The organism is Streptosporangium sp. NPDC051022 (genome assembly GCF_040683035.1).
Taxonomy (GTDB): domain Bacteria; phylum Actinomycetota; class Actinomycetes; order Streptosporangiales; family Streptosporangiaceae; genus Streptosporangium.
Genome location: NZ_JBFBCF010000009.1, coordinates 188592 through 213679 on the forward strand (window position 1 = coordinate 188592; position 25088 = coordinate 213679).

Genomic DNA, 25088 nt, shown 5'->3' on the forward strand with positions numbered 1-25088 from the left:
AGGCATGACCCTGGAAGACAGATGAGCCCTGAAAAAATTGCTTTACTTCTGAGTGTGGCAGCGATAGCCGGCTGGATCGATGCGGTTGTAGGTGGTGGGGGGCTCCTGCAGGTGCCCGTTCTGCTTCTGATGATGCCGGGGATGCCGGTCGCGACGGCGCTCGGGACCAGCAAACTGGCGGCCATTGCCGGGACCTCGACGGCGGCGATCACCTATGCGCGCAGAACGCCGATCAACTACAGACTGGGAATACCTGCGGCCTGCTTCGCCTGTGTGGCGGCCGGATTAGGGGCTTACTTGGCCGGCATCATGCCGTCACAGCTCTTTCGTCCTGTCATCATCGCCATCCTGGTCGGCGTCGCAATCTTCCTGATGGTGCGCCCGACGTTCGGCATGGAACATCATGAATATGTTCTACAAAGGCGCCACTATCTGGTCGCCATATTCGTCGTCAGCGGCGGGATCGGCTTCTATGACGGTTTCATCGGGCCCGGTACGGGCACCTTCCTCATACTTTCCTTCGTAGCGCTTCTGGGTTTAGACCTCGTGCGAAGCTCGGCCCTCGCGAAGCTCGTCAACACGGGGACGAACATCAGCGCTATAACCATATTTGCACTGAACGACCACATCATGTGGTTGCTGGGGGCCGGAATGGCGGTCATGAACATAGCCGGCGCGTGGGTCGGCGCAGGCATGACTCTGAAGCGGGGTGCGAAATTCGCTCGCATGGTTCTTTTCTGCATAGTTCTCGGACTGGCGATACGCCTTGCGTTCGAATAGCGTCCCGACACTTCTTGCGACTCTGGGACACGGATGTGGGATCGGCGGCAGGCGTCCTCCTCGCTCGGCCGTTGCTGTGACCGGGCGGCGCCCGTCTCCCCCATGTCGTTTCCCGGCTCGTTCGCAGGACTGCGATATGTTTGTAAAATTTTTCGCCCGCTGCGCCCCCTCGGGCAGCGCCGTGTCGCCGTCCCGCCCGTGAAAGAACTCCGCAGGCTCCACGTTTACCGCGGGCCTGGGGAGATCTCTTCGCACATAACCTCGTCATGAGCTTCTCCTTCGCCTTGAGGTGCACCGTCCGGCCGGTCCCCGCCGCAAGGAGAATCAAAAAGACGGCTCTGACAGTGCCTTGTCAGGTGGCTGGAGCGATCGCCGACGACAGGGTGAGGATCGGCTTTCTCATACAGACCGAGCCCTCTGCAACAACACTGCGGTGACATGCTCGGGGCCCGTGGGGCGAAGGGCCGGCGAGGGGACATGTCGACGAATATCGCCGCCGAGAACAACACCTCGTAACACTCAAATGAGGTCATGAGAACACCATCGGCCCGGAATCGATTCCCATCGGGCGGTCCACGTATCTGGGCCGCCCGACCCACCGGTTCCGCCGTCACCCATGGCGCAGTCGGTCCTCGACGTCTTCGACAATCCTTTAGCCCTGACGCCGAAAGCATCTCCGGAGGACGGGCATCCGCAAAACAGCGGTACCACTCACTCCGAAGCGATAAACGAGCTCACGGTACACCACGATGCGAGTGCCGGCGCGTATCTTCTCGATTTACCGCACCAAAACCCTACAAAATCATATGAACTGCTACCATATGTTATGAGTACAGATCGTAGCGCTATCGCCTCACTGCGAGTACCGTTACTGTCGAACGGCACCTTTTTGGCCGCACTCGGCGTCTTGAGCTTCTCCTTCAGTTTCCCGGGAACCATGTGGGCGCTCGACGGATTCGGCCCCTGGAGCGCCACCGGATTCCGCGGCGTCCTGGCCGCCCTTATTGCGCTTTCAGTACTGCTCGTAAAACAGACGCCGCTCCCGACCCGCGCCGACCTGCCTGCGCTCGCCATTGTCGCGGCCGGATGCGCCATCGGATTTCCACTGCTCACGACGCTCGCCTTGCAGACATCATCCACGGCGCATTCGGCGGTCGTCATCGGAGCACTGCCGATGGCCACGGCGACGATCTCTGCGATTCTCACACGGCGCCATTTCTCAAAGATGTTCTGGGCCGCGGCCGGGACCGGTGCGGTTACCGTCATCGTGTTCACTCTTTCACAGAACCACGGACAGCCGACGGTCGCGGACCTCTACCTCTTCGGTGCCCTACTCGTCTGCGCAGCCGGTTATGCCGAAGGCGGACGGCTCTCGGCGCACATGCCCGGCTGGCGTGTCATCGCCTGGGGCGTTGTGCTCGCCGCACCAGTCAATCTCATTGTGTCCGTACTGGCACTGCCACAGGAGCCGGTGCACTTTACGGCGAAGGCCCTCGTCGGATTGACATACATCGCTGCTATCTCGCAGTTCGGGGCGTTCGTCCTCTGGTATCAGGGTATGGGCCTCATCGGTGTGGCGAAAGCGAGCCAGCTGCAGCTCGCTCAGCCGCTGTTCACGCTTGTGTGGGCCGTGCTCCTGCTCGGCGAGCGGTTCAGTCCCGCCGTTCCTTTCACCACCGTCGTCGTGCTCGCATGCATCGTCGTCACACAGCGGGCCAGACTTCCATGATCATAGATGCTCCGGGGGGAAGGCCTCGAGGCCCTCAAGCTTCGAAGGCCACGCCCACTCGCGATCCTTCCCATGCAGTGCGGTCACGGCATCACCCGCCGGGGCGTCAAGTCCGGCCGCAGACTCGGCCGTCATCGCTGAGTCGTCGAACGAACCGTCTGCCGACTGTCCGGCTGCCGCCACATACACCGCCGCTACGAACACCGGGCGGAGCACTTCATCCTTCGTCGCCATCGCCGCCCCTCGGTTGCGTCCACGGACGTGGTGTATGAGTTTCCCCAGCTAGATGGCGTGGCGTCCGGAAACGAGGACGGCCATCGCGTGATCTGTGAGTATGAGAGCGGCTCTTCTAGAGGGGAGCGACAGGATCGGTGCAGGTGCCCGGGATTGACTCACACGTGATCTGGCCGCTGTGGCGTGCTATGCGAAGGACCTGTCGTCTCGGACACCGGCATCGGCCTGTGTCACTGTCTGGCCTGGTCAGAAGCCTGTCCGTGCCTGCCGAGGGCACGTGATCCATCACAAATGTGCCGCTGTCCGCCGCCGCACCGACGTGGTCGGGATCTTCCCGGATCGAGCGGCGATCGTCCGGCTTGTCGGTGCGGTTCTGGCCGAGCAGACCGACGAGTGGACCGAGGCCCGCCGCTACATGGGGCTGGATATCCTGGCCAAGTACCGGATGCGCGTCCTCGTCGGCGACATACCGCAGCACAACCCACTACCGTCGGGGCGGGCGGCGTGCGCCAGGCAGAGCCGCTCTTCGGCGAGCTGGGTGGACGGTGGCCTCGGCCCCGGGAGGAAGGTCGAGCAGGAGGACGTGCGCGGCGAGCACGGTCTCACCGTGGGCGGTGAAGATTTCCTCGCTGTCGCGTTAACGACTCTGGACGCTAGTCCGCGGTTTGCAGCCTTCCGAGGTTGAGCACCCATGCGGGTTTGGCGGCCTGCTGTACGGCACCGCCGGGCGTGCCGTCGTCGGGCGGGTCGATGACTCCTGTGACGTAGCCGGTGAGCAGGCCGGCCTCGGCCAGCAGGCCCGCGACATGCGAGTTGGCCGCCCGGTAGTAGATCCTGGTGCCATCGCGGCGCGTGCTGACCAGCCCGGCCGCCCGTAGCCTGGCCAGGTGCTGGGACACCGCGGCGACATGGGCGCCGACCTTCTCGGCCAGCTCGCTGACTCCGTGTTCGCGGCTGGAGACGGCGTTGAGGATCTGGAACCTGGTGGGATCGGCGATCGCCTTCAACACGTCCACGATCGCGTCCACCGACACGATCGACGAATTCGAAGGAACTTGCGCAATCATGCAAAAATTCTAGACGGCAGCCACCGCCTTCACCACCGCCAGGTGGTCGTTCGTCTCCTGCGCGTCGTGGGCACGCAGGGCGATGTGGCCGTCGGGGCGGATGAGGACGAAGTCGCCCGGGCGGGCACGGTAGGGCCTGTGCGCCTCGGCGCCGGTACGACGACGCGGCCGAGTGACATGCGCGTCCGACGCCTCGGCTTCGGTGGTGTTCACGTGGACGGCTCTACACGGCGGGGTCGAGACGGTACTCCTCGTGCACCGCATCGTAGGAGTACAGCTCGGCGTAGCGCCCCCAGCCGGTGGCGGTCTCCAGTTGCCGCGCGACCTGTTCGCCGGTGTAGTGGTGGGCCAGAACGTCGCGGAAGAACCCGGCCTGCAACCCCCCGTCGACACTGTTCCTCAGACTGGTGACGATCAGATGGATCAGCGGGAGGTCCCGTACAGCCGTGGCGAATATCTGCTTGGATTCCCGCACATCGGCCGCGGAGAAGGTCAACCCGGTGTCGGTGAGCGTGACCTTCCCTCCGTCGACCGTGGCGAAGCCGAGCAGTTCCAGGGCGTCCACCAGGGGCAGCAGGTCGTCGACCTCCAGTCCGAGTTCGTCACTGAGGTCGGCCAGGTCCAGATGGCCGTCGTGCCGCCGGAGGATTTCCGCGAGCCCTGACAGCCCGTCCACCGAAGCCGCGGGGAGCGGCGTGTTGGCGGGGGTGCGTCTGGCGGGTGATCGCAGGCCGTGGGGAGGGAGCGGGGCGCCTTGCTCACGGCCGGTCATCGTGCGGTAGACGGCGTCGATCAGCTTGGTGAAGTCGGCGGCGTCGCGGTCCCGGGGTCTGGGCAGCGGGATGTCGTAGGTGGCGCGGATGGTGCCGTACGGCCGGGCGCCGAGCACGATGACGCGGTCGGCCAGCAGGACGGCCTCCTCGATGTTGTGCGTGACCACCACGATCGCCTTGGTGGGGAACTCACCGGACTCCCACAGCTCCAGCAGCTCACCGCGGAGGTTCTCGGCGGTCAGCACGTCCAGCGCGGAGAACGGCTCGTCCATCAGCAGCACGTCCGGCTCGACCACCAGCGCGCGGGCGAAGCCGACACGTTGCCGCATGCCGCCCGACAGCTCCTTGGGGTAGGCGGACTCGAACCCGTCCAGGCCGATCAGGTCGATGGCCGTGAGCGCCGCCTCCCTGCGTGCCGCCGGTGCGACGCCGCGCGCCTCCAGTCCGACCTCCACGTTCTGCTGGACCGTCAGCCAGGGCAGCAGGGCGAACGTCTGGAACACCATCGCGGTGCCGGGGTTGGCGCCTCTGAGCGGGGCGCCCCGGTAGCTGACCGTGCCCGAGCTGGGCGGGATGAGTCCGGCCAGGCAGCGCAGCAGCGTCGACTTGCCCGAACCGCTCTTGCCGAGGAGAGCGACGATCTCCCCCTCGTGCACCGAGAGGTCGATCCCGGCCAGGACCGGCAGCTCACCGTCCGCGCCGGCGTAGCTCTTGGTCAGTCCGGTGACCGTCAGCAGTTCGGTCGTCATGGATCTCCCCTCTCACAGCGCGTAGCGGGTCTCGGCGAGCTTGTACAGGCGGCGCCAGAACAGGCGGTTGAGCCCCACCACGTACAGGCTCATCACCGTCACCCCGGCGATCAGGTGCGGATAGTCGCCGGTCTGGGTGGCCTGCGCGATGTAGGCGCCCAGCCCGGTGGCGGTCAGCGTGGTGCCGCCGAAGGTGACCACCTCGGACACGATCGAGGCGTTCCAGGCGCCGCCCGAGGCGGTGATGCCGCCCGTGATGTAGGCGGGGAAGATGCCGGGGATGATGAGGTGCTTCCAGCGTTGCCGGCCGTACACGCCCAGGTTGTCCATCGCCTCGCGCAGGTCGGTGGGGATGGCCATCGCCCCGGCGATCGCGTTGAACAGGATGTACCACTGCGCGCCCAGCGCCATCAGCAGGATGCCACCGAGGTCGATCGACACGCCGGTCTTCAAAAACAGCCAGGTCGCCAGCGGAAACAGGAAGTTGGCCGGGAAGCCGGCCAGCACCTGCACCGTCGGCTGGGCGATGCGAGTCAGCCGCGGCGAAAGTCCGATCTTCACCCCGATCGGCACCCACACCAGCGTGGCCAGCACGACCAGCACCACCACCCTTGCCAGGGTCGCCAGGCCGAGCAGGATCGGCTCGACGAACACCGAAAGTCCTGCTTGCCGTCCGGCCAGGTAACCGGCCAGGCTGACCAGCCCCCAGGCGATCAGAGCGATGACGACCAGCGCGAACACCACATCTCCCGTGCGCCGCCGCCGCGTGTCGATCTGCAGCGGCCGGTCGTCCATGCCGAAGACGCGGCCGAGGCGTCCTGCCAGATCCCGTACCGGGACCAGCGTCCGGCCGAGCAGGCGAGGCCATCGGGACCGGCGCAGGAAGTCCAGTACCAGCGAGTGCTGGGTCTGGGCCGCCTCGGACTGCTCCACCTTGAAGCGCTCGGCCCAGGCCACCAGCGGGCGCCAGAAGAGAAAGTTGACCCCGATCACCATGATCGCCATGGTGAGGACGGCCCATGCCATGTCGCCCAGATTGCCCGCGGCGATCGCGGCCCCGGCGTAGGAACCGACACCCGGCAGGGTGTACTCGCGGTTGGAGACGCTGATCAGCTCGGAGGCCACGAGGAAGAACCAGCCACCGCCGAAGCTCATCATCCCGTTCCACACCAGCGGGATCGCTCCCGACGGCAGCTCCACCTTCCAGAACCGCATCCACCGGGTGAAGCCCACGCTGCGGGAAAGCTCGACCAGCTCGCGTGGCGTGGTGATCAGCGAGTGGTAGAACGCGAACGTCATGTTCCACGCCTGAGAGGTGAAGATCGCGAAGACCGCCGCGCACTCCAGGCCGAAGAGCGACCCCGGGAACAGCCCGACGAACCCGGTGACGGCCACCGCGAGAAAGGCCGGCACCGGTACCGACTGCAGGATGTCCAGCGCCGGGATCAGCACCCGTTCGGCCCGGCGCGAGTGCGCGGCCGCGTACGCCCACACCAGCGTGAACACCAGCGATAGGGCGAGCGCCGCATACATCCGCAACAGCGACCGCACCGCGTAGTAGGGCAGCTTGGCCGGATCGGTGCCGATCGTGGAGACCTCGGCCGGGGTGAACGACACCGTGGTACCGCGTCCGACTCTGATCACCACGTACAGCACCGCCAGCAGGGCGGCGGCCACGACGGCGTCCACCCAGGAGAACCCGGCCGGTCGGCCGGCCATCCGGGCGGGCAGCGACGCCCGGCCGGCCGGAGGACGTGGGACGCCGCCCATGCCACGGCCCCTTCCGTGCGAGGTGAGGATCGGCTAGATCGCTGCCTCGTCACGGCGAGGCAGCCGGGGACTATGCGGTCCGGTATCCACGGCTGCCTCCTTTCGCTGTTCCCGCCCGAGCTTCGCACATAGTTGCGCAAATCCGCAAATAGATGTACGGCTTGTTTACTTATTGCGCGAATACGCAAATAGAGTTACCGTCCTCCGTGGCACCCAAGCGCCCACAGGAGAGGAGGCGAGTCATGGACGGCGGCAGTAGTCCGGGCCTCAGTCAGCCGATCTCGCCTCCCGCGGCCAGGTCCTAGCACCCGACCGGGTCTGGCGAGATCACCTTTCCGTTAAGGGGTTTCGCCATGTTCATTCCACGTTTTCCCCGTCCCGAGCACGCTCTGTCGCTGCGCGTCCTGCGCGACGAGCCGACCACCTGGCAGCTCGACCGCAGCCTCACCAGGCCGGTGGACGCACCGCGCCGCCCGTCCCTGTGGCGCCGGATCTTCGGCTGAGCCGCACCTCCGCGAACAGAAGGAAACATCATGACCGAAAGCACGCGTGAACTGGAGCGGCCCCGTCCGGGGCCGCTCCGCGGCCGCCACTACCGGAGGATGAACGCTCTAGGCCAGGCCACCGCCCGCATCGGCGCCGAGCTGGTCGAGCTGGCGGCCGAGCGGCCCAAGCAGGTGCTGCACCTGATCGGCTCGCACCGCGACGGGCTGACCGAACGCGAGGCCACGGCACGGCTGGAGCGCCACGGCCCCAACGTCGTCGACCACGACAGGCCGCCCCACTGGGCCGTCCAGCTGGCCGCGACCTTCAAGAACCCGTTCATCATCGTCCTGGCCTGCCTGGACCTGGTGTTCTTCCTGACCGACGACGTCAAGGGCGTCATCACGCTGACCACGATGGTGCTGGTCAGCGCGTTCCTGAGGTTCTGGCAGGAATACCGCTCCACCAGGGCCGCCGAGGCGCTCAAGGCACTCGTCACCACCACCGCCACCGTACTGCGCCGCCCCAGCACCGGCGGCGGCCCGGTCGAGCGCGAGCTGCCGATCGAGCGACTCGTCCCCGGCGACGTGGTGCGGCTGGCCGCGGGCGACATGATCCCGGCGGACTGCCGCCTTCTCACCTCCAAGGACCTCTACGTGTCCCAGGCGGTGCTGTCAGGCGAATCACTGCCCGTGGAGAAGTACGACCTCCTCGGAACGGTCGCGGAGAAGGACGCCCGTACCCGGGCCGCCACCCCCAACCCGCTGGAGGCCGGACAGCTGTGTCTGATGGGCACCTCGGTGGTCTCCGGCGCCGCGACCGCGGTGGTACTGGCCACCGGCGCGGGCACCTACTTCGGCTCGATGGCCAAGGGCCTGGCAGGGACCCGTCCGGAGACCGGCTTCGACCGCGGGGTCCGCTCGGTCAGCTGGGTGCTGATCCGTTTCATGCTGGTCATGGTGCCGATCGTGCTGGTTGTCAACGGGCTGACCAAAGGCGACTGGTTCGAGGCGTTCCTGTTCGCGATCTCGGTCGCGGTCGGCCTCACCCCGGAGATGCTGCCGGTGATCGTCACTGCCAACCTGGCCCGCGGCGCGGTCGCCATGTCCAAGCGCAAGGTGATCGTCAAACGGCTCAACGCCATCCAGAACCTCGGCGCCATGGACGTGCTCTGCACCGACAAGACCGGCACGCTCACGGTCGACCGCATCGTGCTCGAACGCCACCTCGGCCCCCTCGGCCAGGACGACCCCGAGGTGCTGGAGCACGCCTACCTCAACAGCTCCTTCCAGACCGGGCTCAAGAACCTCCTCGACAGGGCGATCATCGACCACGTCGAGGAAGGCGACCGGCTCCTGGCCTCGGCCAGGTTCGTCAAGATCGATGAGATCCCGTTCGACTTCACCCGCCGCCGCATGTCCGTCATCCTGCGACGCGAGTCTGACAGGCACCTCGTCATCACCAAGGGGGCGGTTGAGGAGGTGCTGGGGATCTGCTCCGCCGTACGCGAGAACGGCCTCGACGTCCCGCTGACCGCCCAGCTGCGCGAACAGGTGCTCGATACGGTGGAGGAGCAGAACCGCGAGGGGCTGCGCGTGCTCGCCGTCGCCGCCAAGCACGTGCCGCCCGGCGAGCACGCGTACGGCGTGGCCGACGAGAGCGAGCTGACCCTCATCGGGTTCGTCGCCTTCCTCGACCCGCCCAAGGCCGGCGCGGCCGAGGCCGTCTCCGCGCTGGCGGCCAACGGAGTCGCCGTCAAGGTGCTCACCGGCGACAACGACCTGGTGGCCGCCAAGGTCTGCCGCGAGGTCGGGCTGGACGCGGGCCGGATCGTGCTCGGCGAGAGCGTCGACGGGCTCGACGAGCCCCAACTGCGCGAGCTGGCCGAGCACACCACCGTGTTCGCCAAGGTCAACCCCATGCAGAAGGCGCGCATCATCCGCGCCCTGCAGACCGCTGACCACACCGTCGGCTTCCTCGGCGACGGCATCAACGACGCCGCCGCCCTGCGCGACGCCGACGTCGGCATCTCCGTCGACACCGCGGTGGACATCGCCAAGGAGTCGGCCGACATCATCCTGCTGGAGAAGGACCTCACCGTCCTGGAGCAGGGTGTCATCGAGGGGCGGCGGACCTTCGGCAACATCATGAAGTACATCAAGATGACCGCCAGCTCCAACTTCGGCAACGTCTTCTCCGTGCTGGTCGCCTCGGCCTTCCTGCCGTTCCTGCCGATGCTCGCCGTACACCTGCTCGTGCAGAACCTCTGCTACGACTTCTCCCAGCTGTCCATCCCGTGGGACCGGATGGACAAGGAGTACCTCCGCAAGCCGCGCAAGTGGGCAGCCGGGGACCTGAGCCGCTTCATGCTGTGCATCGGACCGATCAGCTCCATCTTCGACATCACCACCTTCGGGGTGATGTGGTGGGTGTTCTCCGCCAACACCGTGGGAGAGCAGACCCTGTTCCAGTCCGGCTGGTTCATCGAGGGACTGCTCTCGCAGACCCTCATCGTGCACATGATCCGCACCCGCAAGATCCCCTTCATCCAGTCGCGGGCGGCCACCCCCGTGCTCCTGCTCACCGGCCTGATCATGGCGATCGGCGTCTACCTGCCGTTCTCGCCGCTCGCCGGAACCCTGCAGATGCAGCCGCTCCCGCCGGCCTACTTCCCAGTCCTCATCGTCACCCTGCTGACGTACTGCGTGCTCACCCAGTTCATCAAGACCCGCTACATCCGCCGCTTCGGCGCCTGGTTGTGACCGGGGACCTTCGGCCCCGCAAGAGGCGTTTCAAGTTCCGCGTGATCTGTGAGTACAGGAATGATCGACAACGCAGCGGGCGGGCCGGGCACCGGCCCGGCCCGGCCCGGACACGGTCACGCCGGGCGGCAGAGGCAGCAGTGGTCGAAGCTGAACGGTTCCGCCGAGGCCCGGGCCCAGATGGCGCCGCTGGCGTCGTTGTGACCGGGGTTGACGAGCCGGGCGACCACGAGGGCGGTCACGGAGGCCGCACCGGCGCGGTACAGGGCCGAGGCGGCGCTCTGCACGTGGGCACCGGTGACGAAGATGTCGTCCAGCAGCAGAACGGTTTCGCCGTCGAGGCGGCCCATCGCCGTGAAGGCGTACTCGTTCGACTCCCGGGGGCCCACCACCGCCGCGCCCGCGTCGGTCCGCAGAACAGGCCTGTGGAGATCTCTCAGGGCGCCGATCATCCCGACGACTCCGGGCATGGGGTGGAAGGCGGGGAGCGGCCCGTCCGAGCGCGTGCTGGGGACCGTGGTCACCAGGGTGAACTCTCCCCGGGCCACCCGTCTCAGGCACGGGGCGTGGGCGGCGTGGAACCGGGAGATCGTGGCGGCCAGGAACACCGTCCGATCCGGGACGCCCGGCCGCGAAGACCGGCTGCCGGAGCGGGACACGATGTCGTACAACTGATCGTCCCGCTTCGCGCACAGGGAGATGGGGACGACATGCCGGGTGGGACGGCGGACCTTGTTCATGGTGGCACGGCAACTGTCACAGTCGGCGTACGATCCGTTCGGCCCCGAGTGGCAGATCCGGCAGACTCCGCGCCGCGCCGCTGGAACATTCCGATAGAGATTGATGAACCGCTCGGTCACCTCGCGGGCGGCATCACCACCCATGGTCAGAACAGCTTCACGTTTAGCGTCACGTCTACCAGATTCACCATCTGGGCCAGCAGGTCGTCAATATCCCGCACGACAGTGACTCCTCCCCGATAGGCCGCGCGCCGTACCCACGGCTGCTCCCGATGGAGCCGGTGGGTCACGAACAGGTGCCTGCCCTGGGCCAGCGCGAGGCGCGCCTGAGAGGCGGGACCGCTGCCCTCCTCCCCGCCCACGAGGTAGACGGCCGCCGCCAGACCGCTGATCACGATCCGGGAGAGGGCGACGGCCGCCTCCGTCGCCGGAGCCGACGGCCAGAACGGCGAGACCAGTGCGCCGCCGCGGGCTATCTCCGCGGCCACAGTGGCGTTCTCCCCGGGGGTGATCGGCGCGGTGACGCCGTGCGCCAGGGGCGCGATCGTACGGCCGCCCGCCGCCAGAGCCGCGCCGTGAACGGCCGAGTCGACGCCTGAGCACAGACCGGCCACCGGCGTGAAGCCCGCCTCCGCCAGGGCCGTGATGTCGTGCTTGAGCAGGCCGGCGGCCGGCCCGCCGGAGCGGTCGTCGCCGATGACCGCGACGGACCGGTGGTCCTCATCGGTGAGCCGGCCCCGGATCCAGAGAAAGGGAGGGAGGTTGTGGACGAAGTCCAGGTTGCCGGGATACTCCTCGTCCAGGACGGTGATCAGGTGGGCGCCGTCCGCCCGGGTGGCGGCGATGAGGTCCTCGGCGTGCGCGAGGTCGTCACGCCGGAGCCGGGAGACGATCTCGGCGGCGTGGGCCCGGTCGTCTCCGCTCAGGCCGGTGAGGTCTCCGTCCACCAGCCGCAGGGCGCCGCGAGCGGTCTGGATGACGCGGGCCGTGTGGTGCCACGGCCCGGCGGTGACCCTGGTCAGCGCGAGAACCGCGGCCTGTTCTGTGACCTTGGACATCTACGCCACCTTCTCGAACACGGATTCGACGCGAACATATGCCCGCCGGGCGGTGGCCGTCCAGCGCGGGCATGGGAACGAGCCTGCCGGGAAAGGCTGATCCATCGCTCGGTTTCGACCAAGCCGGTTGGTCTCCCGCGCGATCGGCTCATGCTCTCCGGACGGGCGCGAGATCGGCGGCTCGCCGTACCGCCTTCCCGGAGCCCGGGGTCCGGGGCCTGGGGCCCGGGGCCGGAGTCCGGAGCCCGGAGTGGGCGGGCTCTGTTCGTCGTCGGGTCTCCACCGTCGTTCACAGGTCCGCGGTGGAGCGAATGCCATGAGATGTCCGGCCGGATTTCGGGCCGGCCTCCCGGATTCCCCCGTCAGGGGTGAGGAGTGGCCCCGGGCCCGGCGTTCCGGTCCCCCGGTCCGGGCGCCGTCCGCTCCCCCAGGATGGCCCTGCCGACACGCACCATGGTGGCCCCCTCCTCGACGGCGGCCTCGAAGTCGTTGGACATGCCCATCGACAGCTCACGCCAGTCGCAGTCCGGCACGTGTTCGCGCAGCGCGTCCCTGATGCGGGCGAGCGCCTGGAAGCAGGGGCGAGCCTGCTCGGGGTCGTCCACCAGGGGGGCGACCGTCATGAGACCGCACGGCACCAGGTGGGGCAGCGCGGCGATCTCGCGGACGGCGTCGAGGAACCGTTCCCACCTCTCCCCGTCGTCGGGGCCGCGAAGGTCGAAACCGGACTTGCTCGCCTCGCCGGCGACGTTGACCTGGAGCAGGACCCGCATCGGGACCCGCCCCGGGTCGTCGGCGACGACCCGGTCGAGACGCTGGGCGAGTTTCAGGGTGTCGACGGAGTGAACGACGTCGAACAGCCGCACCGCCTGGGCCGCCTTGTTGGACTGCAGAGAGCCGATGAGATGCCAGCGCCAGGGGGCACGGCCGAGTTCGTCGATCTTGGCGGCGGCCTCCTGGATCCGGTTCTCGCCGAGATCGGTCACGCCGGTGCCGTGCAGGCGGGCGACGGTGGCGGCCGGATGGGTCTTGGTGACCGCGATGACGGTCACCTCGTCGCCGCTCCGGCCGGATTTCTCGGCCGCGACGGTCACCCTGTCCCGGATCGCGGCCAGTCTGGCAAGCAGTTCGTCGGAGTTCATCGGTCGCTCCCATGGTTGAGGTGGCCGACGGGCTCGCGGGCGGCCTGGCGCATCGACCGCCGGATGCCGATCAGGACGCCGACGATGACGACGGCGATGCCCACGACCTCGACGGGCGGCGGCAGACGGCGTTCGGCGAGGAAGACGTAGGAGAGCCCGGAGATCGTCTCGAAGACGATGAGCTGTCCGGAGACCGAGACCGGCAGCTGGTGGGAGGCCCTGTTCCACAGCAGGGTGCCGCCCCAGGAGACCAGGACGCCCAGGACGAGGCTGCCCGCTATCAGCCATGCCACCGAGTCCCCCGCTCCGCCGGCGCCCGGGGCGGGGGAGGCGGAGGAGCCGAGCAGCAGGAGGGGGCTGGCCAGCAGCGCCATGACGAGGGTCACCACGCCGATGAGGGTCGACCACCGCCCCGAGGACATGTCGGGATGGGTCTTGAGGAAGGCGGCGTTGGCGACGCCGTACCAGGTCCACATCAGCAGGGCGAGGAGCGCGCAGCCGCTGCCGGCGAGCTGGGCGGCCAGTGGCCGGTCTCCGGTGCCCGACCAGCCGGCCTCGGTGAGGTTGACGATCACGAGCCCGGTGGCGATGAGGGCGACGGGGAGGGCGAGGCGACCGAACGGGAACTCCCTCTGACGCCAGTTGCCGTAGAGGGCGACGGTGACCGGCAGGGTGCCGATGATCACGGCGACGACGGGGGCTCCGACGAGCGCGACGCCCTGGACGAGGAAGAAGTAGTAGCCGACGTTGCCGGTGAAGGCGAACAGGGCGGCCATGAGCCAGACGTCTCTTCCGAGACCGCGGAGCCGGGTCCTGGTGACCGCGAGGATCAGCAGCGACACGATGCCGTAGCTGACATATCTGCCGAGCGTGATGACCACGGGGTCGAAGGCGCTGAGGAGGACGGGGACCAGGAACGCGAGGCCCCAGATGAGGTTGGCGGTGATCCCCGTCGCGACAGCGGCCGTGGTGCCGGCGAGCGGGGACCTACCGGGAACTGCCATCGGGTTTCATCTCTCCATCGCCGAAGGTGGGCAGCGGTTGTCTGTTCGGGACTTCCGGGAAGACGGACGGGATCACGAAACTACATTGATCGGCCTCTGGTCCGTGGCCACCGTGCCGGAGTCGGCCAGCGCCTCGCGCAGACGCCGCTCCAGCGCGAACATGTGGCGGTGGGTGACGGCGTCGTAGACGGTGGGCACCTTCGGGTCCACCTTCGCCATGGCCGCCTCCACCCGGTCCTCCGTCACGCCCGCGGGGTCGATCGTGTCACCGGCGACCACGAATCCCCACGGCACGCCGTAGGAGGGCACCGAGATCGTGTACGGCGCCGCGTACCGGAAGACCGATCTCAGGGTCCGCAGGGTGCCGGCGAAGAAGTCCGGGGCGAGGAAGTGCGCGGGTCCCGCCTGCGTCGCGAAGAGTCCTCCGGGGCGCAGGACACGCTTTACCTCGGCGTAGAACTCCGTCGTGAAGAGCCGTTCGGTGGCCGATCCCTCCGTGGCGTCGGGAAGGTCGGCGATCACCAGGTCGAAGTGGTCGCCGACCTCGCGGACGAGGGCGCGGGGGTCCCCGAACACCACGCGGCACCGGGGGTCGCGGTCGGCCTCCCGGTGCATGTGGGGAAGCATCGACCTGGTCATCTCGTACAGCTCGCCGTCGACGTCGAGCTGGACCACCTGCCGGAGGCCGGGCAGGGCGCACAGGCGGTGGAGGACGCCGCCGTTCGCGCCTCCGAAGACCAGCACGCGCTCCACCCGGTCGCTCATCGCGTAGGCGGGGTACAGCAGCGCCTCGTGATAATGGGCCTCGTCCGCCGCGGTCGACTGGACCCGGCCGTCGAGCAGGAGAGCGGGGCCGTAGGTCCCGAGCTCGACGATCGCGAACTCCTGAACCCGGGTACGGCCGGCACGGTGAACGGCCACGACGTCGTGGACGTGCCGCTCGTACGCGGTGATGGGTTCGACAACCTGTCCGGCCGACATGGGATCCCCTGTGTTCCGAAGGTGTGCTGAAGTGTGCTGAAGTGTGCTGAAGGTGTTCGGGAGTCAGCGGGCGACGGCGACGACGAGCGCGTAGCCGAGCTTTCCCGCCTTGGTGACGGCGTTCTCGTAGTCGGCCAGCCGCGTGCTCGTCTCGAAGTACTCCTCCGAGGTCAGGGCGACGATCTGGTCGCGGAGCCGGTGGCGTACGGTGACCGACCTGTCCTGCCAGTCGCGGAAGGTCTCGGTCAGGTCGAGACACTCCGTCACCGCGAAGCCCGCCTCGGTGAGGAGTTCGCTGTATTCGCTGGTCGAGTAGACGCTCGGGCAGGCCCACGCCGTGGTCAGCGAGTGCCACTCCCCCTCGTCCAGCTCTCCCATGCGGATCCGTTCGAGGAAGGCGAGCGTGCCGCCGGGCCGGAGGAGCTCACCGCAGCGGGCGAAGAGCCTGGCGGCGTCGAAGTGGCAGAACGCGCCGGTCCCGTAGGCTCCGTCGAAGGGACCGTCGAACTCCTGCTCGTAGACGTTTCCGTGCACGAGCCGGATCGCCTCCCGCTGCCCCGTCGCGGTGATCCGGTCTCTCGCCTTCTCCAGCGGGCTTCCCGCCACGTCGATGCCGGTGATCCGCCACCCGAACTCCCGGGCGAGGAAGCTCGCGACGGCGGCGGTGCCGCAGCCGATGTCGAGCACCGCCGAGCCCGCCGGGAGTTTCATGGCCGAGCCCATCAGCCGGAGTTCGGTCGCGCTGTTGTCGCTGAACTGGCCGACGTACTCGCCCTGCCCGTAGACCTCCGGGTAGATGAGGTCGTGGACGAGGTTGTTGCCCGGCATCTCCTCGTCATAGAGCTGGGCGACGGCGGTGAAATCCTCATCTTCGGCCTTCATGTCCGGGCACCCCCGTCGACGAGAAGCTGGATCGGCTGTTCGAGGTCGGCGTGGGCCACGGCCTCGCGCACGTCTTTCGGCACGTGGAACATGTGGTGGTGGGTGATCCCGTCGTAGAGGCGGAGCGTACCGGTCACCCGCTCCGCGAGATGACGGTCGATCTCGGCGGCCCCGATGCCCAGCGGGTCGAGCGGCAGGTTGGAGCCGATGACCGTCATCCAGACCGTTCCGTACGACTGCGGATGCGTGACGTAGCGGTAGGCGTGCGGGAAGACCTGCTCGACCACTGCGCCGATCCGCGCGGCCATCTCCGACGAGCGGGGGCCGACCGAGCCGCACCACGAGACGTAGAGGCCGCGTTCGCTGAGCCTGGACCGCATCAGGCCGATGCTCCGCGCCGAGAACACCTCGGCGGCCGGGCTGCCGGGCAGCGGCTCGCTCAGGTCGTTGACGATGAGATCGAACCGGCCGGGCTCGTCCGCGAGGTACTCCAGCACGTCCGCGATCCGGAGCCGGACCCGCGGGTCGGACCAGTGCTCGGTGCCGACGTGGGGCAGGTGGTCGCGGGCCACGTCGATGACCGAGGTGTCGATCTCCACCTGGACCACCTCGCCGACCCCGGGGTACCTCAGCAACTCGCGCACGACGCCGCCGGGACCCGCCCCGATGCACAGCGCGCGCCCGCAGGAGCCCCCCAGCAGGAGCATGGCCGGGTGGACCATGCTCTCGCTGTAGACGTACTCGTCCGCGGCGACGTGCTGGATCCGTCCGTCGAGGAAAAGGCCCCGGCCGTAGCTCTCGGTCTCAAGCACCTGGATGTGCTGGAAGGCGCTCCTGGTGGAGTAGACCTCCGCGACGATCCGGTGGCGGTGAGCCTCGCCCGGGGCGATCTCCTCGAACGTCCAGCGTCCGTCGGTCAACGGTCGTTCCCGATCAGCTGCTCGCGGGACCGGATGAGCGTGGGCTCGCCGTCCTTGCCGAGCAGCACCTCGCACGGCTCGGTCTGGCCGAGGAACTGCGTGATCATCGAGTAGCAGTAGCTTCCCGCCTGGTCGAAGACCAGGACGTCCCCGGGCTCCAGCGCGGGCAGGCGGATGCCCTTGGCCAGGAAGTCGCGGGAGTACGTCGTCGATCCCACGACGTCCACCGGCTTCTCAAGCACGGGTCCGTTCTTGCCCAGGACGTCCACGGTGTGGAATTCGTCGTAGAACATCGATCGCGGCAGCAGGGTCGCGCTGGCGTCGCAGCAGACCAGGAAACGGTCCGGCCTTTCCTTCACGTCGAGCACGGAGGTGCAGAAAACAGCGGTGTCCCCGAAGAGGGAGCGTCCGGGCTCGAGAATGAGCTTTATCGGGCGGCCGCGCTCTTTCGAATAAGCGTCGAAAATCTCGCTGATGCTCTGGTCGTACGCGGCGTAGTCGAAATCGATGGCCTCGTCGCCCCTGACCGGGAAGCCGCCTCCCAGGTCCACGTATTCGAGGTCCGAGAAGCAGTTCGAGAGTTCGAGGGTGCGCTTGACCCCCTGCATCATGGTCGACAGCGAGACAATGTTCGTACCAAGGTAGACATGCGTTCCGACAATGGTGATGTCGTGGTCCTTGGCCGTGGCCATGACCTTCTCGAATTCGCTTTCGAGGACGCCGATGCGGCTCTCGGCGCCGATAAAGACGTTGTCGAGCGAGTTCTCGTCGATGTTCAGCCGGATACCGCAGCGTCCTCCCGGGTTCACTTCGCCGAAAAGCCGCAGCTGGCCGATCGAGTCCAGGTTGACGGCCACCCCCTGCTCGACGATGAACTCCAGGTCCTCGCGCCGCACCCCCGTCGAGGTGTAGATGATCTCGCTCGGGCTGAATCCACAGTTCAGAGCCAGCTTCATGTGCTTCAGGGAGTTGACGAAGATGCCCAGGCCCCGCTGCCGGACCAGCTCGAGGAGCCGGGGGTTGTTGTTGGCCATGGAGGCGAAGTGAACCGCCTTCTCCCGGTATGCCAGCCCGGTGAATCGACTGACGTTCCTGTCGATCAGGTTCTCGTCGTACACATAGCACGGTGTGCCGAATTCGGAGGCAACGGAGAGCAGGCGGTCACGCATGAGAGTTCTCCCTCTGAAAACACGGATACCGGGATGGCGAAGGGGAGTAGCCGTAACTTGCCGGTGACTTTCCGGCCGGATCGGGGGACGGCGCGACCCTGCCGTGACTATTCGGCGGCTCGCGTAACTTGACCGTAACTATTACTAATCGAGCAAGAAGGGGGCGTCAAGGGCCTTCTTTCAGATTTCATATAACTCCGCGTCGGCGCAGGTCACGCGCCGCCGACCGGCGTTCCCCGGCGTGACCAGGCGTTCCGCGAAGTCCCCCTATCTCGCCTGTGAAGTTTTCCCGTCCTATCCGTGAAGTTCGCACATTCCATATGGGGCCGCACCCGCCGGGGCCTTCACGGACACCCTCCCTGATCAATGAATGGATAAATTCCTACTTGAAAGTAGGGAAATGCTCGCGGCGTGATCCGGACCGGTCGCCGCCGGAATTCAAAAAAGGACCGGGGGATTTACCTGTTTTCGGACACGGCCCCTCCGGGGCGGGCCGCTCCCGGCCTCCGCCCTCGGGCCCGTGGGATGAGTGAGGCACTCCAGGTTCGCCGGAGACCCCGGTGTGCCCCGGGTCGACCAGAGGCTCCGCGGCTCCCGGGGCGCCTCACTCGCACTGCGCGCGGAGGAGTCCGTCGGGACACGGATCAGCCCAGGTCGCCGGCGAACCCCACCTTCCTCACCGGACAACCACCGAGCGAACCACCCGAACCGCCTGGTTCTTCTGGCATCGACACGAGGGCGCGTTATGAAATAACTAACGGCATAACGCTCGATTCGCACACTAAGGTGATCTTGAGTGCGTGACCGTGGCATCACGGCAGGAGCAAGCGGAAGGCAGTGATCAAAGGTGTCAGACGCCCCCCAGGATCGGATCGCCGCAGTCGACCTGCAGACCAACCGGCCGCACTCGGCACGGGTCTACGACTACATCATGGGCGGCAAGGACAACTTCGCCGCCGACCGGGACACCGCGGCCAAGGTGCTGACCGACTGGCCCGGGCTACGTACCTCGATGCTGGCCAACCGGGCCTGCATGCACCGGATGGCCCGCCACCTCACCGGCCTGGGGGTGCGACAGTTCATCGATGTCGGCACCGGCATTCCCTCGTCGCCGAACCTGCACGAGGTGATCCAGGAGACCGTGCCCGACGCGCGCATCGTCTACGTCGACAACGACCCCATCGTGCTGGTGCACGCGCGCGCCCTGCTGACCGGCACGCCCCAGGGGCACATCGCCTACATCCAGGCCGACATGCGCACCCCCAAGGCACTCCTCGGCGACTCCACGCTCCACCAGGTGATCGACTTCTCCCAGCCTGTCGCACTCACCGTGATAGCGATGCTCCAGTTCGTGGAGGACGCCCAGGGAATGGTGGAGTCGCTCCTCGAACCACTCCCCTCGGGCAGCTACCTCGCCATCACCATCCCGACCGACGAGCTCGCCCCCGAGTCGGAGCGTCTCGCCCGCGAGTACACCAACCGGGGCATCCCCATGTACCTGCGCGGCCACGCCGAGGTGGAACGCCTGTTCACCGGCCTGGAACTGCTCGACCCGGGGATCGTCCCGATGCCCCGCTGGCGCCCCGACCCCGCCCCCGACTTCGACGAGCCCCTCCCGGACACCGCCACCAACATGTACGCCGCGGTGGGCCGTAAACCGTAGGGAGGCCGACGACGGCACCGGAACGACGGCCGGAAGGAACCTCGGCGCGAACCCGTCACGTGGTTAGGTCCGGTCCTGGCGGGCGCGCCGGCTCAAGGCGAGCCGAGACTCCACACGCGCACGGTCTCGTCCCTGCTCGCCGTGATCGCGACGGGCCGTCCGTCGAGATCGTCGAAGGCCACCGCCCAGAGGCGGTCGCCGTGCCCGGTCAGGGGGGAGCCGATCTGCTTACCGGTCCGTAGGTTCCACACCCGTGCGGTGCGGTCCTCGCCGCCGGTGATCGCGATCGGTACGTCGCCGATCCGTCCCAGCGCCACCGACCAGATCTCCCCGGTGTGTCCCCGCAGGACGGTGAGCTGCCTGCGCCCCCGTAGGTCCCACACCCGTGCGGTGCCGTCCTCGCCGCCGGTGACCGCGATCGGGACGCCGTCGAGTTGCCCGAGCGCGACCGAGCGGACCCAGCCCCTGTGCCCGCGCAGGGCGGGGCCGATCCGCTCTCCGGTGCGGAGGTTCCACACCCGGATCGTGCCGTCGTCGCCGGTGCTGACCACCACGGGCGCACCGTCGAGCTGCCCGAGCGCCACCGCCCACACCCCGCCCGTGTGCCCGGTGATGGGTGTGCCCCGCTGTTCGCCCGTTCGCAGATCCCACACGCGCACCGTCGCGTCGGTTCCGGCGCTGACCGCGATGGGCGCGCCGTCGAGCCGCCCGAACGCCACCGCCTTGACGTCGCCGTCGTGCCCGGTCATGGGAGTACCGCGTTGCGTCCCGGTGTTCAGGTCCCACACCCGCAGCGTGTCGTCGTCGGCGGCGCTGACCGCGATGGGCGTGCCGTCGAGCTGCCCGAACGCCACCGAACGGACCCATTCGGTGTGTCCCCGCAGGGCCTCACCGCGCTGCCGCCGGGTCCGCAGGTCCACCACGCGTACGGTCTCGTCGTCGGATCCGGTGACGATGACGGGTACCCCGTCGATCCGGCCGGTCGCCACGGAACGGACGTCGTTGTCGTGATCGGTTATGGGGGCGCCTACGACGGCCCCGAAGGGGAGCGGTGTCCTACTCTCCGCCGGGGTCCGGAGAGACGGGGTCGGAAGGGGCGAAGCCGGAAGGGGCGAAGTCAGGAGGGGCGAGGTCCGAAGATGTGACGGGGTACGGTCCGGCGGGGAGATCTCCGCGCTGGACCGGGATGAGGCGCCCCCTCCGGCCTTGCTCTGGGGCCAGACCCACACGAGCAGGACGACCGCCACCGCGGCGACCGCCACCGTGACGGTCACCAGCGCGCGGCGGGGGATCAGCCGGGCCCGCACCGGGCCCGCCGGAGCCACGGCGGTCGACTCCGGCAGGGGAGTCATGGCCGCCGGTCCCGCCGGGGACGCCGGGGATACCGGGAACGCCGGGGCCGTTGGGTACGCAGGTCCCGCCGCAGACACCGCAGACGCCGCAGACGCCGTGGGTGCCGTGGGTGCCGTGGGTGCCGGAGAGGGGGTGGCGGCCGGGCCGTCGCCCGTGAGGATGCGGACCAGGTCGGCGGCCGTCGGGCGGGCGGCCGGATCCTTGGCGAGGCATCTCGCCAGCAGCGGGCGAAGCCCTTCGGGGACGCCGGACAGGTCGGGATCGCGGTGGAGGATGGCGTGCAGCAGCGCGGGGACGGAGTCGCCGGGGAAGGCGAGGTGGCCGGTGGCCGCGTAGACCATCGTGCCGGCCCAGCTGAATATGTCGGCGGCCTGACCGACCGTGTCCTGGGTGAGCTGCTCGGGCGCGATGTAGGCGGGGGTTCCGACCGACCCCGATCGCGTGGCGGTGTGGTCAAGGGTACGCGCGACACCGAAGTCGATCACCACGGGGCCCTCGGGACCGAGGATGACGTTGCTCGGCTTGAAGTCCCGGTGCACGATCCCGGCACGGTGGATCGCGGCCAGCGCGGTCGCCGTCGTAACCGCGAGCCGGTCCAGGGCGCTGCCGGTCCGGGGACCGTCGTTGCGCATGACCTGCTGAAGTGAGTGGCCGGGGACGTACTCACTGGCGATGTACGGCCTGTCCTGGTGCATTCCCGCGTCCAGCACCCTGGCGGTGCAGAACGGCGCGACCCGGCGGGCGAGATCGGTCTCCCGCAGGAAACGCCTGCGCGCCTCCGGGTCCTCGACGAGGTGCGCGTGCAGCACCTTGACGGCCACCTCGTCCCCCGAGGCCGTCCGCCCGAGGTACACCGTTCCCTGTCCGCCCTGGCCGAGGACGGCGGTCAGCCGATACTCGCCGATCTGCCCGGGATCCGCCGGTCCAAGGGGGTGGGGACTCGGCACTGGTCACCTCTTCGACAGCCCGGGCCAGGGCGTGGTGGTGTGGAGCGTCTTGATGGTACGCCGCGCTCACCGACCGGACCCGGTCCGTCACGGGCACGTTGTCGAATCTTCGTGACCCGGTCACCCGCCGTTGCGGTTCCCGTTCACCGGGCCGGACAGGGTCTCACCGCCCACCGGCATCCTCGGCGGATCGGGTGACACATGTGTCACCCCGCGGTCGCGGGCATCGGCCCGGACGTCGGCCCGGACGGACCGTCAGGGGCATCCCGTCCAGGGGACGTCCCGCCCGGGGTGGACGGAGTTATCCACAGTTTCCACAGACTCGTACACAGATTCGAAACCGTTGTGCACAGGCTTGTGGAGTGCAGGAGTACGGGGAAGTGCTCGTTCGTGCCCCAGGATCCGATTTCGTGGTACGCGACCCGGAGTCGTCCGTGTACGCGATCGGGCCCCGACGGCGAAGGACCCCGGCGGACCGGTCCCGCTCGGTCGGAGCGGGTCCCGGAGTCCGCCGGGGTCCCGGGTGGTGATCGGGCGTCTCGCGGATGACCCACCGCGACGCGGTCACGACCGGTGGCCGCCCGGATCCGTCGCGGTCAGACCGCCCGGATCCGTCGCGGCCGGGTCACCCGGATCGGTCGCGATCAGACCGCCCGGTTCAGCCGATCTGGTTGTTGGTCCAGCGCTGGGTGGAGTCCGAGGAGTTGCAGGTGCCGAGCACCAGGGCGGTGCCGGCACCGGTGCCGCCGCCGTCCGCCCGGATGCACTGGTTGGTGCCGACGCCCGCCTTGATCTGGTAGGTGACCCCGGAGATCGAGGGGAACGTCCACTTCTGCGCGGTGGCTCCGGTGCAGGGGACCTGGACCACGGTCGTCCCCGCGGTACCGCTGCCGCCCAGCGGGCTCAGGCACTTCCCGCTGTTCACGCTGGTGATCGTGTAGGTGCCGCCGCCGGCCGCGTCCAGCCGCCACTGCTGGTTCCTCTTGCTGTTCTGCGGCCACTGCACGACGGAGGCGTTGTCGGCGGTGCTGAAGTCGAACACGTCGATGGCCATGTTCGGCCCGGAGGAGTCCACGATGTCGTTGGTGAAGACCGTGGTGGTCCCGTCCGCCACGGTACCGGCGGTGTTGCTGACCGACCCGGTCAGGACGATCAGCGAGTCGGACGCCGCCGAGGTACGGGTGACCCCGCCGGAGGTGACCCGCTCCCGGATCGTGTAGCTCGCGCTGGTGTTGGACATCAGGCCCGTCACCCGGATCGAGTGCTGCCAGGTCGGGACGGTGGCGATGACCGTGCCGTTGCGCAACAGCTGCACCTCATGGGTGACGCCGGAGCCCTCGACCTTGGTGCTCGGTTCGTACGTGAAGACGATCTCGTTAGCCTCCACGTCCACGCCGTAGAGCAGCTGGGGTGTCAGCACCGGAATCGTGGTCATGGCGGGGACCGAGGAGCCTGGCTCCAGGTAGAGGCTGTCGTTGGCGGCGTTCCAGTGGGTGGACAGGTAGGTGCCGACCGGGGTGACGCCGAAGTAGTCGTTCTTGCCGCAGTCCATCAGCCGGACCGCCAGCGGGTCGGAGCAGACGACGGTGGCGCCACCCTGGCAGAGCGTCTCGTTGGAGTCGCTGCAGTGGGCGCCGGAGACGTAGTTGGGCGCGCCCGGCAGGATCCCGCCCAGCGCGTGCGCGAGCTCATGGGTCATCTCGTGCCCGGTCGCGCAGTTCGGTGAGAGGGAGATCCAGGTCGCGTACGAGTTGTGCCGGTTGCCGGTCCCGGCGGCGTCGTGGTCGGCGATGGGGCTGTCGCCGATCGTACCGCCGCAGCCGGTGCCGTTCTCGAAGTAGGCGATGTAGATGTGGTGGGTGTCGGTGTACCCGAGGGTCTTCAACGCCCCCGTCCAGTCGCCGTTCGCCGTGCCGGCGGGGACCTGGACGGAGTCGATGGCCAGGTCACAGCCGGTGGAGGTGGTCTCGAAGCGGACCCAGCGCTCGGCGCCGTCCCGGCGCGCGCTGTCGTTCACGTTCTCCTGCGTGATCCACGCGGACTGCTGGATCAGCGGCGCCTTCTCGGTGAACCGATTGGAGCCCGACTCGTACGCGTAGATCAGTTTGACGCGGTAGCCGCTGGTGCCGTTACCGACGCAGTGCACCTTCGGAACGATCGGCGAAGCGGTGGCGGCGGCAGGCGTGGCGGGCGCCACGCCGACCAGGACGAGTGCGGGCAGCAGGACGGCGAGCGCCCGCGCCCAGAAACCTCGTTTCACACCCATCGACGTCATCTGACATTAACCTCTCCCGCGACGCCCGGTGGTTTTCGCGCATGCCGAATAAACCCGTGCAAACCCATGATGAAATGAGTCGATGCCCGGTCGACGTGGCAGCCGTGCCGGAGTTACCGGTCGCGATTCATGGTGGATTTCGCCCCGTTGGCGTGATCGACTCCATACGATAACCGCCGTCGGATCGTTCGAAAACCGTCCAACGGTAACAGAAAAGAAACTTTATAGATGAGAAAGATGTGACGCCTGTTAAAACAATCCCGATTCACGTTTTTCCAGGACTGTCAATACAAGTGATTTCGGACGAGCGGGCCGGACACCCGCCGGCCACACCGACGCCGACGTCCCGGAGCGTCTCCGGTGCGACCGCCCCGCTGGAATCGAGGTGACGCCCCGGGAGATCTCGTTCACCCGTCGATCCGTACGGCGGCGCCACGACGGCGACGCACCGGCGAGATGTCCGGGAAGGCCGGCACGGCCCCCGGAATATGTGTCATCCACAAAGTCCGACCGCCGACCGAAGACCGCATCCGAGCATCGAATTGCATTTCATCTCCGTGACACCAGGAATCACACCGGAATCACATTGCCGGAAGGCGCTGACTTG

General features: G+C 67.9%; 19 protein-coding genes and 2 pseudogenes. 7 read left to right on the forward strand and 14 right to left on the reverse strand.

Features of this window, described 5'->3' with window-relative positions; translation table 11 throughout:
- The first annotated feature begins 21 nt into the window (after window positions 1-21).
- The 4 genes and pseudogenes from AB0N02_RS17995 to AB0N02_RS18010 form a co-directional block, all read left to right on the forward strand.
- Complete coding sequence (locus AB0N02_RS17995) at window positions 22-780, forward strand: TSUP family transporter (RefSeq protein ID WP_363947378.1); 759 nt, start codon at window positions 22-24, stop codon at window positions 778-780.
- 616 nt (window positions 781-1396) lie between these two features.
- Window positions 1397-2509 (forward strand): DMT family transporter, encoded by a 1113-nt coding sequence (locus AB0N02_RS18000; RefSeq protein ID WP_363947381.1) that lies wholly within the window; start codon window positions 1397-1399, stop codon window positions 2507-2509.
- 84 nt (window positions 2510-2593) lie between these two features.
- Window positions 2594-2731: pseudogene (locus tag AB0N02_RS18005) on the forward strand (IS5/IS1182 family transposase); the annotation flags it as partial.
- A 313-nt stretch (window positions 2732-3044) separates the two neighbouring features.
- Window positions 3045-3182, forward strand: a pseudogene (locus tag AB0N02_RS18010) (transposase); the annotation flags it as partial.
- 214 nt (window positions 3183-3396) lie between these two features.
- Here AB0N02_RS18010 and AB0N02_RS18015 read toward each other — a convergent pair.
- The 4 genes from AB0N02_RS18015 to AB0N02_RS18030 are packed head-to-tail and all read right to left on the reverse strand — an operon-like array spanning window position 3397 to window position 7102.
- Window positions 3397-3810, reverse strand: a complete 414-nt coding sequence (locus AB0N02_RS18015; RefSeq protein ID WP_363947384.1) for a metalloregulator ArsR/SmtB family transcription factor — start codon at window positions 3808-3810, stop codon at window positions 3397-3399.
- A gap of 9 nt (window positions 3811-3819) precedes the next feature.
- The gene (locus AB0N02_RS18020) at window positions 3820-4023 is read right to left on the reverse strand and encodes a hypothetical protein (protein ID WP_363947387.1); all 204 of its coding nucleotides are present in this window, start codon (window positions 4021-4023) and stop codon (window positions 3820-3822) included.
- A 10-nt stretch (window positions 4024-4033) separates the two neighbouring features.
- Window positions 4034-5332 (reverse strand): nitrate/sulfonate/bicarbonate ABC transporter ATP-binding protein, encoded by a 1299-nt coding sequence (locus AB0N02_RS18025; protein ID WP_363947390.1) that lies wholly within the window; start codon window positions 5330-5332, stop codon window positions 4034-4036.
- A 12-nt stretch (window positions 5333-5344) separates the two neighbouring features.
- Window positions 5345-7102: an ABC transporter permease subunit gene (locus AB0N02_RS18030; RefSeq protein WP_363947393.1), complete on the reverse strand. Its 1758-nt coding sequence runs from the start codon at window positions 7100-7102 to the stop codon at window positions 5345-5347.
- A gap of 353 nt (window positions 7103-7455) precedes the next feature.
- On the opposite strand from AB0N02_RS18030, the gene AB0N02_RS18035 reads away from it, so the two are divergent.
- Both AB0N02_RS18035 and mgtA read left to right on the forward strand, forming a co-directional pair.
- Entirely contained in the window at window positions 7456-7605 is a 150-nt protein-coding gene (locus AB0N02_RS18035; RefSeq protein ID WP_363947396.1) for a hypothetical protein, read from the forward strand.
- A gap of 30 nt (window positions 7606-7635) precedes the next feature.
- Entirely contained in the window at window positions 7636-10347 is a 2712-nt protein-coding gene (mgtA, locus tag AB0N02_RS18040; protein WP_363947399.1) for a magnesium-translocating P-type ATPase, read from the forward strand.
- A gap of 116 nt (window positions 10348-10463) precedes the next feature.
- Here mgtA and AB0N02_RS18045 read toward each other — a convergent pair whose 3' ends face one another.
- From AB0N02_RS18045 to AB0N02_RS18080, 8 genes are all read right to left on the reverse strand, one after another.
- A complete protein-coding gene (locus AB0N02_RS18045) occupies window positions 10464-11087 on the reverse strand; it encodes a hypothetical protein (protein ID WP_363947401.1) in 624 nt (207 codons plus the stop codon).
- A 146-nt stretch (window positions 11088-11233) separates the two neighbouring features.
- Window positions 11234-12145 (reverse strand): DNA-processing protein DprA, encoded by a 912-nt coding sequence (locus AB0N02_RS18050; protein ID WP_363947404.1) that lies wholly within the window; start codon window positions 12143-12145, stop codon window positions 11234-11236.
- A gap of 362 nt (window positions 12146-12507) precedes the next feature.
- Entirely contained in the window at window positions 12508-13287 is a 780-nt protein-coding gene (locus tag AB0N02_RS18055; RefSeq protein ID WP_363947407.1) for a YggS family pyridoxal phosphate-dependent enzyme, read from the reverse strand.
- Window positions 13284-14291, reverse strand: coding sequence for a DMT family transporter (locus tag AB0N02_RS18060; RefSeq protein ID WP_363947410.1), 1008 nt, complete (start codon window positions 14289-14291; stop codon window positions 13284-13286). Before AB0N02_RS18060 ends, AB0N02_RS18055 begins: the two co-directional genes overlap by 4 nt.
- Window positions 14292-14363: 72 nt before the next feature.
- Window positions 14364-15272, reverse strand: coding sequence for a hypothetical protein (locus AB0N02_RS18065; RefSeq protein ID WP_363947412.1), 909 nt, complete (start codon window positions 15270-15272; stop codon window positions 14364-14366).
- Window positions 15273-15335: 63 nt separating this feature from the next.
- Window positions 15336-16154, reverse strand: a complete 819-nt coding sequence (locus AB0N02_RS18070; RefSeq protein ID WP_363947415.1) for a class I SAM-dependent methyltransferase — start codon at window positions 16152-16154, stop codon at window positions 15336-15338.
- Window positions 16151-17074, reverse strand: a complete 924-nt coding sequence (locus AB0N02_RS18075) for a hypothetical protein (RefSeq protein WP_363947418.1) — start codon at window positions 17072-17074, stop codon at window positions 16151-16153. The genes AB0N02_RS18070 and AB0N02_RS18075 overlap by 4 nt, the downstream gene beginning before the upstream one ends.
- Window positions 17071-18243 (reverse strand): hypothetical protein, encoded by a 1173-nt coding sequence (locus AB0N02_RS18080; protein ID WP_363947421.1) that lies wholly within the window; start codon window positions 18241-18243, stop codon window positions 17071-17073. The genes AB0N02_RS18075 and AB0N02_RS18080 overlap by 4 nt, the downstream gene beginning before the upstream one ends.
- 847 nt (window positions 18244-19090) lie before the next feature.
- On the opposite strand from AB0N02_RS18080, the gene AB0N02_RS18085 reads away from it, so the two are divergent.
- The gene (locus AB0N02_RS18085) at window positions 19091-19906 is read left to right on the forward strand and encodes an SAM-dependent methyltransferase (RefSeq protein ID WP_363947424.1); all 816 of its coding nucleotides are present in this window, start codon (window positions 19091-19093) and stop codon (window positions 19904-19906) included.
- Between the two features lie 92 nt (window positions 19907-19998).
- Here AB0N02_RS18085 and AB0N02_RS18090 read toward each other — a convergent pair whose 3' ends face one another.
- Entirely contained in the window at window positions 19999-22206 is a 2208-nt protein-coding gene (locus AB0N02_RS18090) for a protein kinase (RefSeq protein WP_363947426.1), read from the reverse strand.
- A gap of 658 nt (window positions 22207-22864) precedes the next feature.
- Complete coding sequence (locus AB0N02_RS18095) at window positions 22865-24472, reverse strand: RICIN domain-containing protein (protein WP_363947429.1); 1608 nt, start codon at window positions 24470-24472, stop codon at window positions 22865-22867.
- Window positions 24473-25088 lie beyond the last annotated feature (616 nt).

Excerpts from the sequence above, each read along its gene's own strand:
- AB0N02_RS18050 (WP_363947404.1), bottom strand. The coding sequence starts at position 12,145 with ATGTCCAAGGTCACAGAACAGGCCGCGGTTCTCGCGCTGACCAGGGTC.
- AB0N02_RS18000 (WP_363947381.1), top strand. The coding sequence starts at position 1,397 with ATGGCGCAGTCGGTCCTCGACGTCTTCGACAATCCTTTAGCCCTGACG.
- AB0N02_RS18025 (WP_363947390.1), bottom strand. The coding sequence starts at position 5,332 with ATGACGACCGAACTGCTGACGGTCACCGGACTGACCAAGAGCTACGCC.
- AB0N02_RS18015 (WP_363947384.1), bottom strand. The coding sequence starts at position 3,810 with ATGATTGCGCAAGTTCCTTCGAATTCGTCGATCGTGTCGGTGGACGCG.
- AB0N02_RS18070 (WP_363947415.1), bottom strand. The coding sequence starts at position 16,154 with ATGAAGGCCGAAGATGAGGATTTCACCGCCGTCGCCCAGCTCTATGAC.
- AB0N02_RS18055 (WP_363947407.1), bottom strand. The coding sequence starts at position 13,287 with ATGAACTCCGACGAACTGCTTGCCAGACTGGCCGCGATCCGGGACAGG.
- AB0N02_RS18065 (WP_363947412.1), bottom strand. The coding sequence starts at position 15,272 with ATGTCGGCCGGACAGGTTGTCGAACCCATCACCGCGTACGAGCGGCAC.
- AB0N02_RS18060 (WP_363947410.1), bottom strand. The coding sequence starts at position 14,291 with ATGGCAGTTCCCGGTAGGTCCCCGCTCGCCGGCACCACGGCCGCTGTC.
- AB0N02_RS18045 (WP_363947401.1), bottom strand. The coding sequence starts at position 11,087 with ATGAACAAGGTCCGCCGTCCCACCCGGCATGTCGTCCCCATCTCCCTG.
- AB0N02_RS18030 (WP_363947393.1), bottom strand. The coding sequence starts at position 7,102 with ATGGGCGGCGTCCCACGTCCTCCGGCCGGCCGGGCGTCGCTGCCCGCC.
- AB0N02_RS18095 (WP_363947429.1), bottom strand. The coding sequence starts at position 24,472 with ATGGGTGTGAAACGAGGTTTCTGGGCGCGGGCGCTCGCCGTCCTGCTG.
- AB0N02_RS18035 (WP_363947396.1), top strand. The coding sequence starts at position 7,456 with ATGTTCATTCCACGTTTTCCCCGTCCCGAGCACGCTCTGTCGCTGCGC.
- AB0N02_RS18080 (WP_363947421.1), bottom strand. The coding sequence starts at position 18,243 with ATGCGTGACCGCCTGCTCTCCGTTGCCTCCGAATTCGGCACACCGTGC.
- mgtA (WP_363947399.1), top strand. The coding sequence starts at position 7,636 with ATGACCGAAAGCACGCGTGAACTGGAGCGGCCCCGTCCGGGGCCGCTC.
- AB0N02_RS17995 (WP_363947378.1), top strand. The coding sequence starts at position 22 with ATGAGCCCTGAAAAAATTGCTTTACTTCTGAGTGTGGCAGCGATAGCC.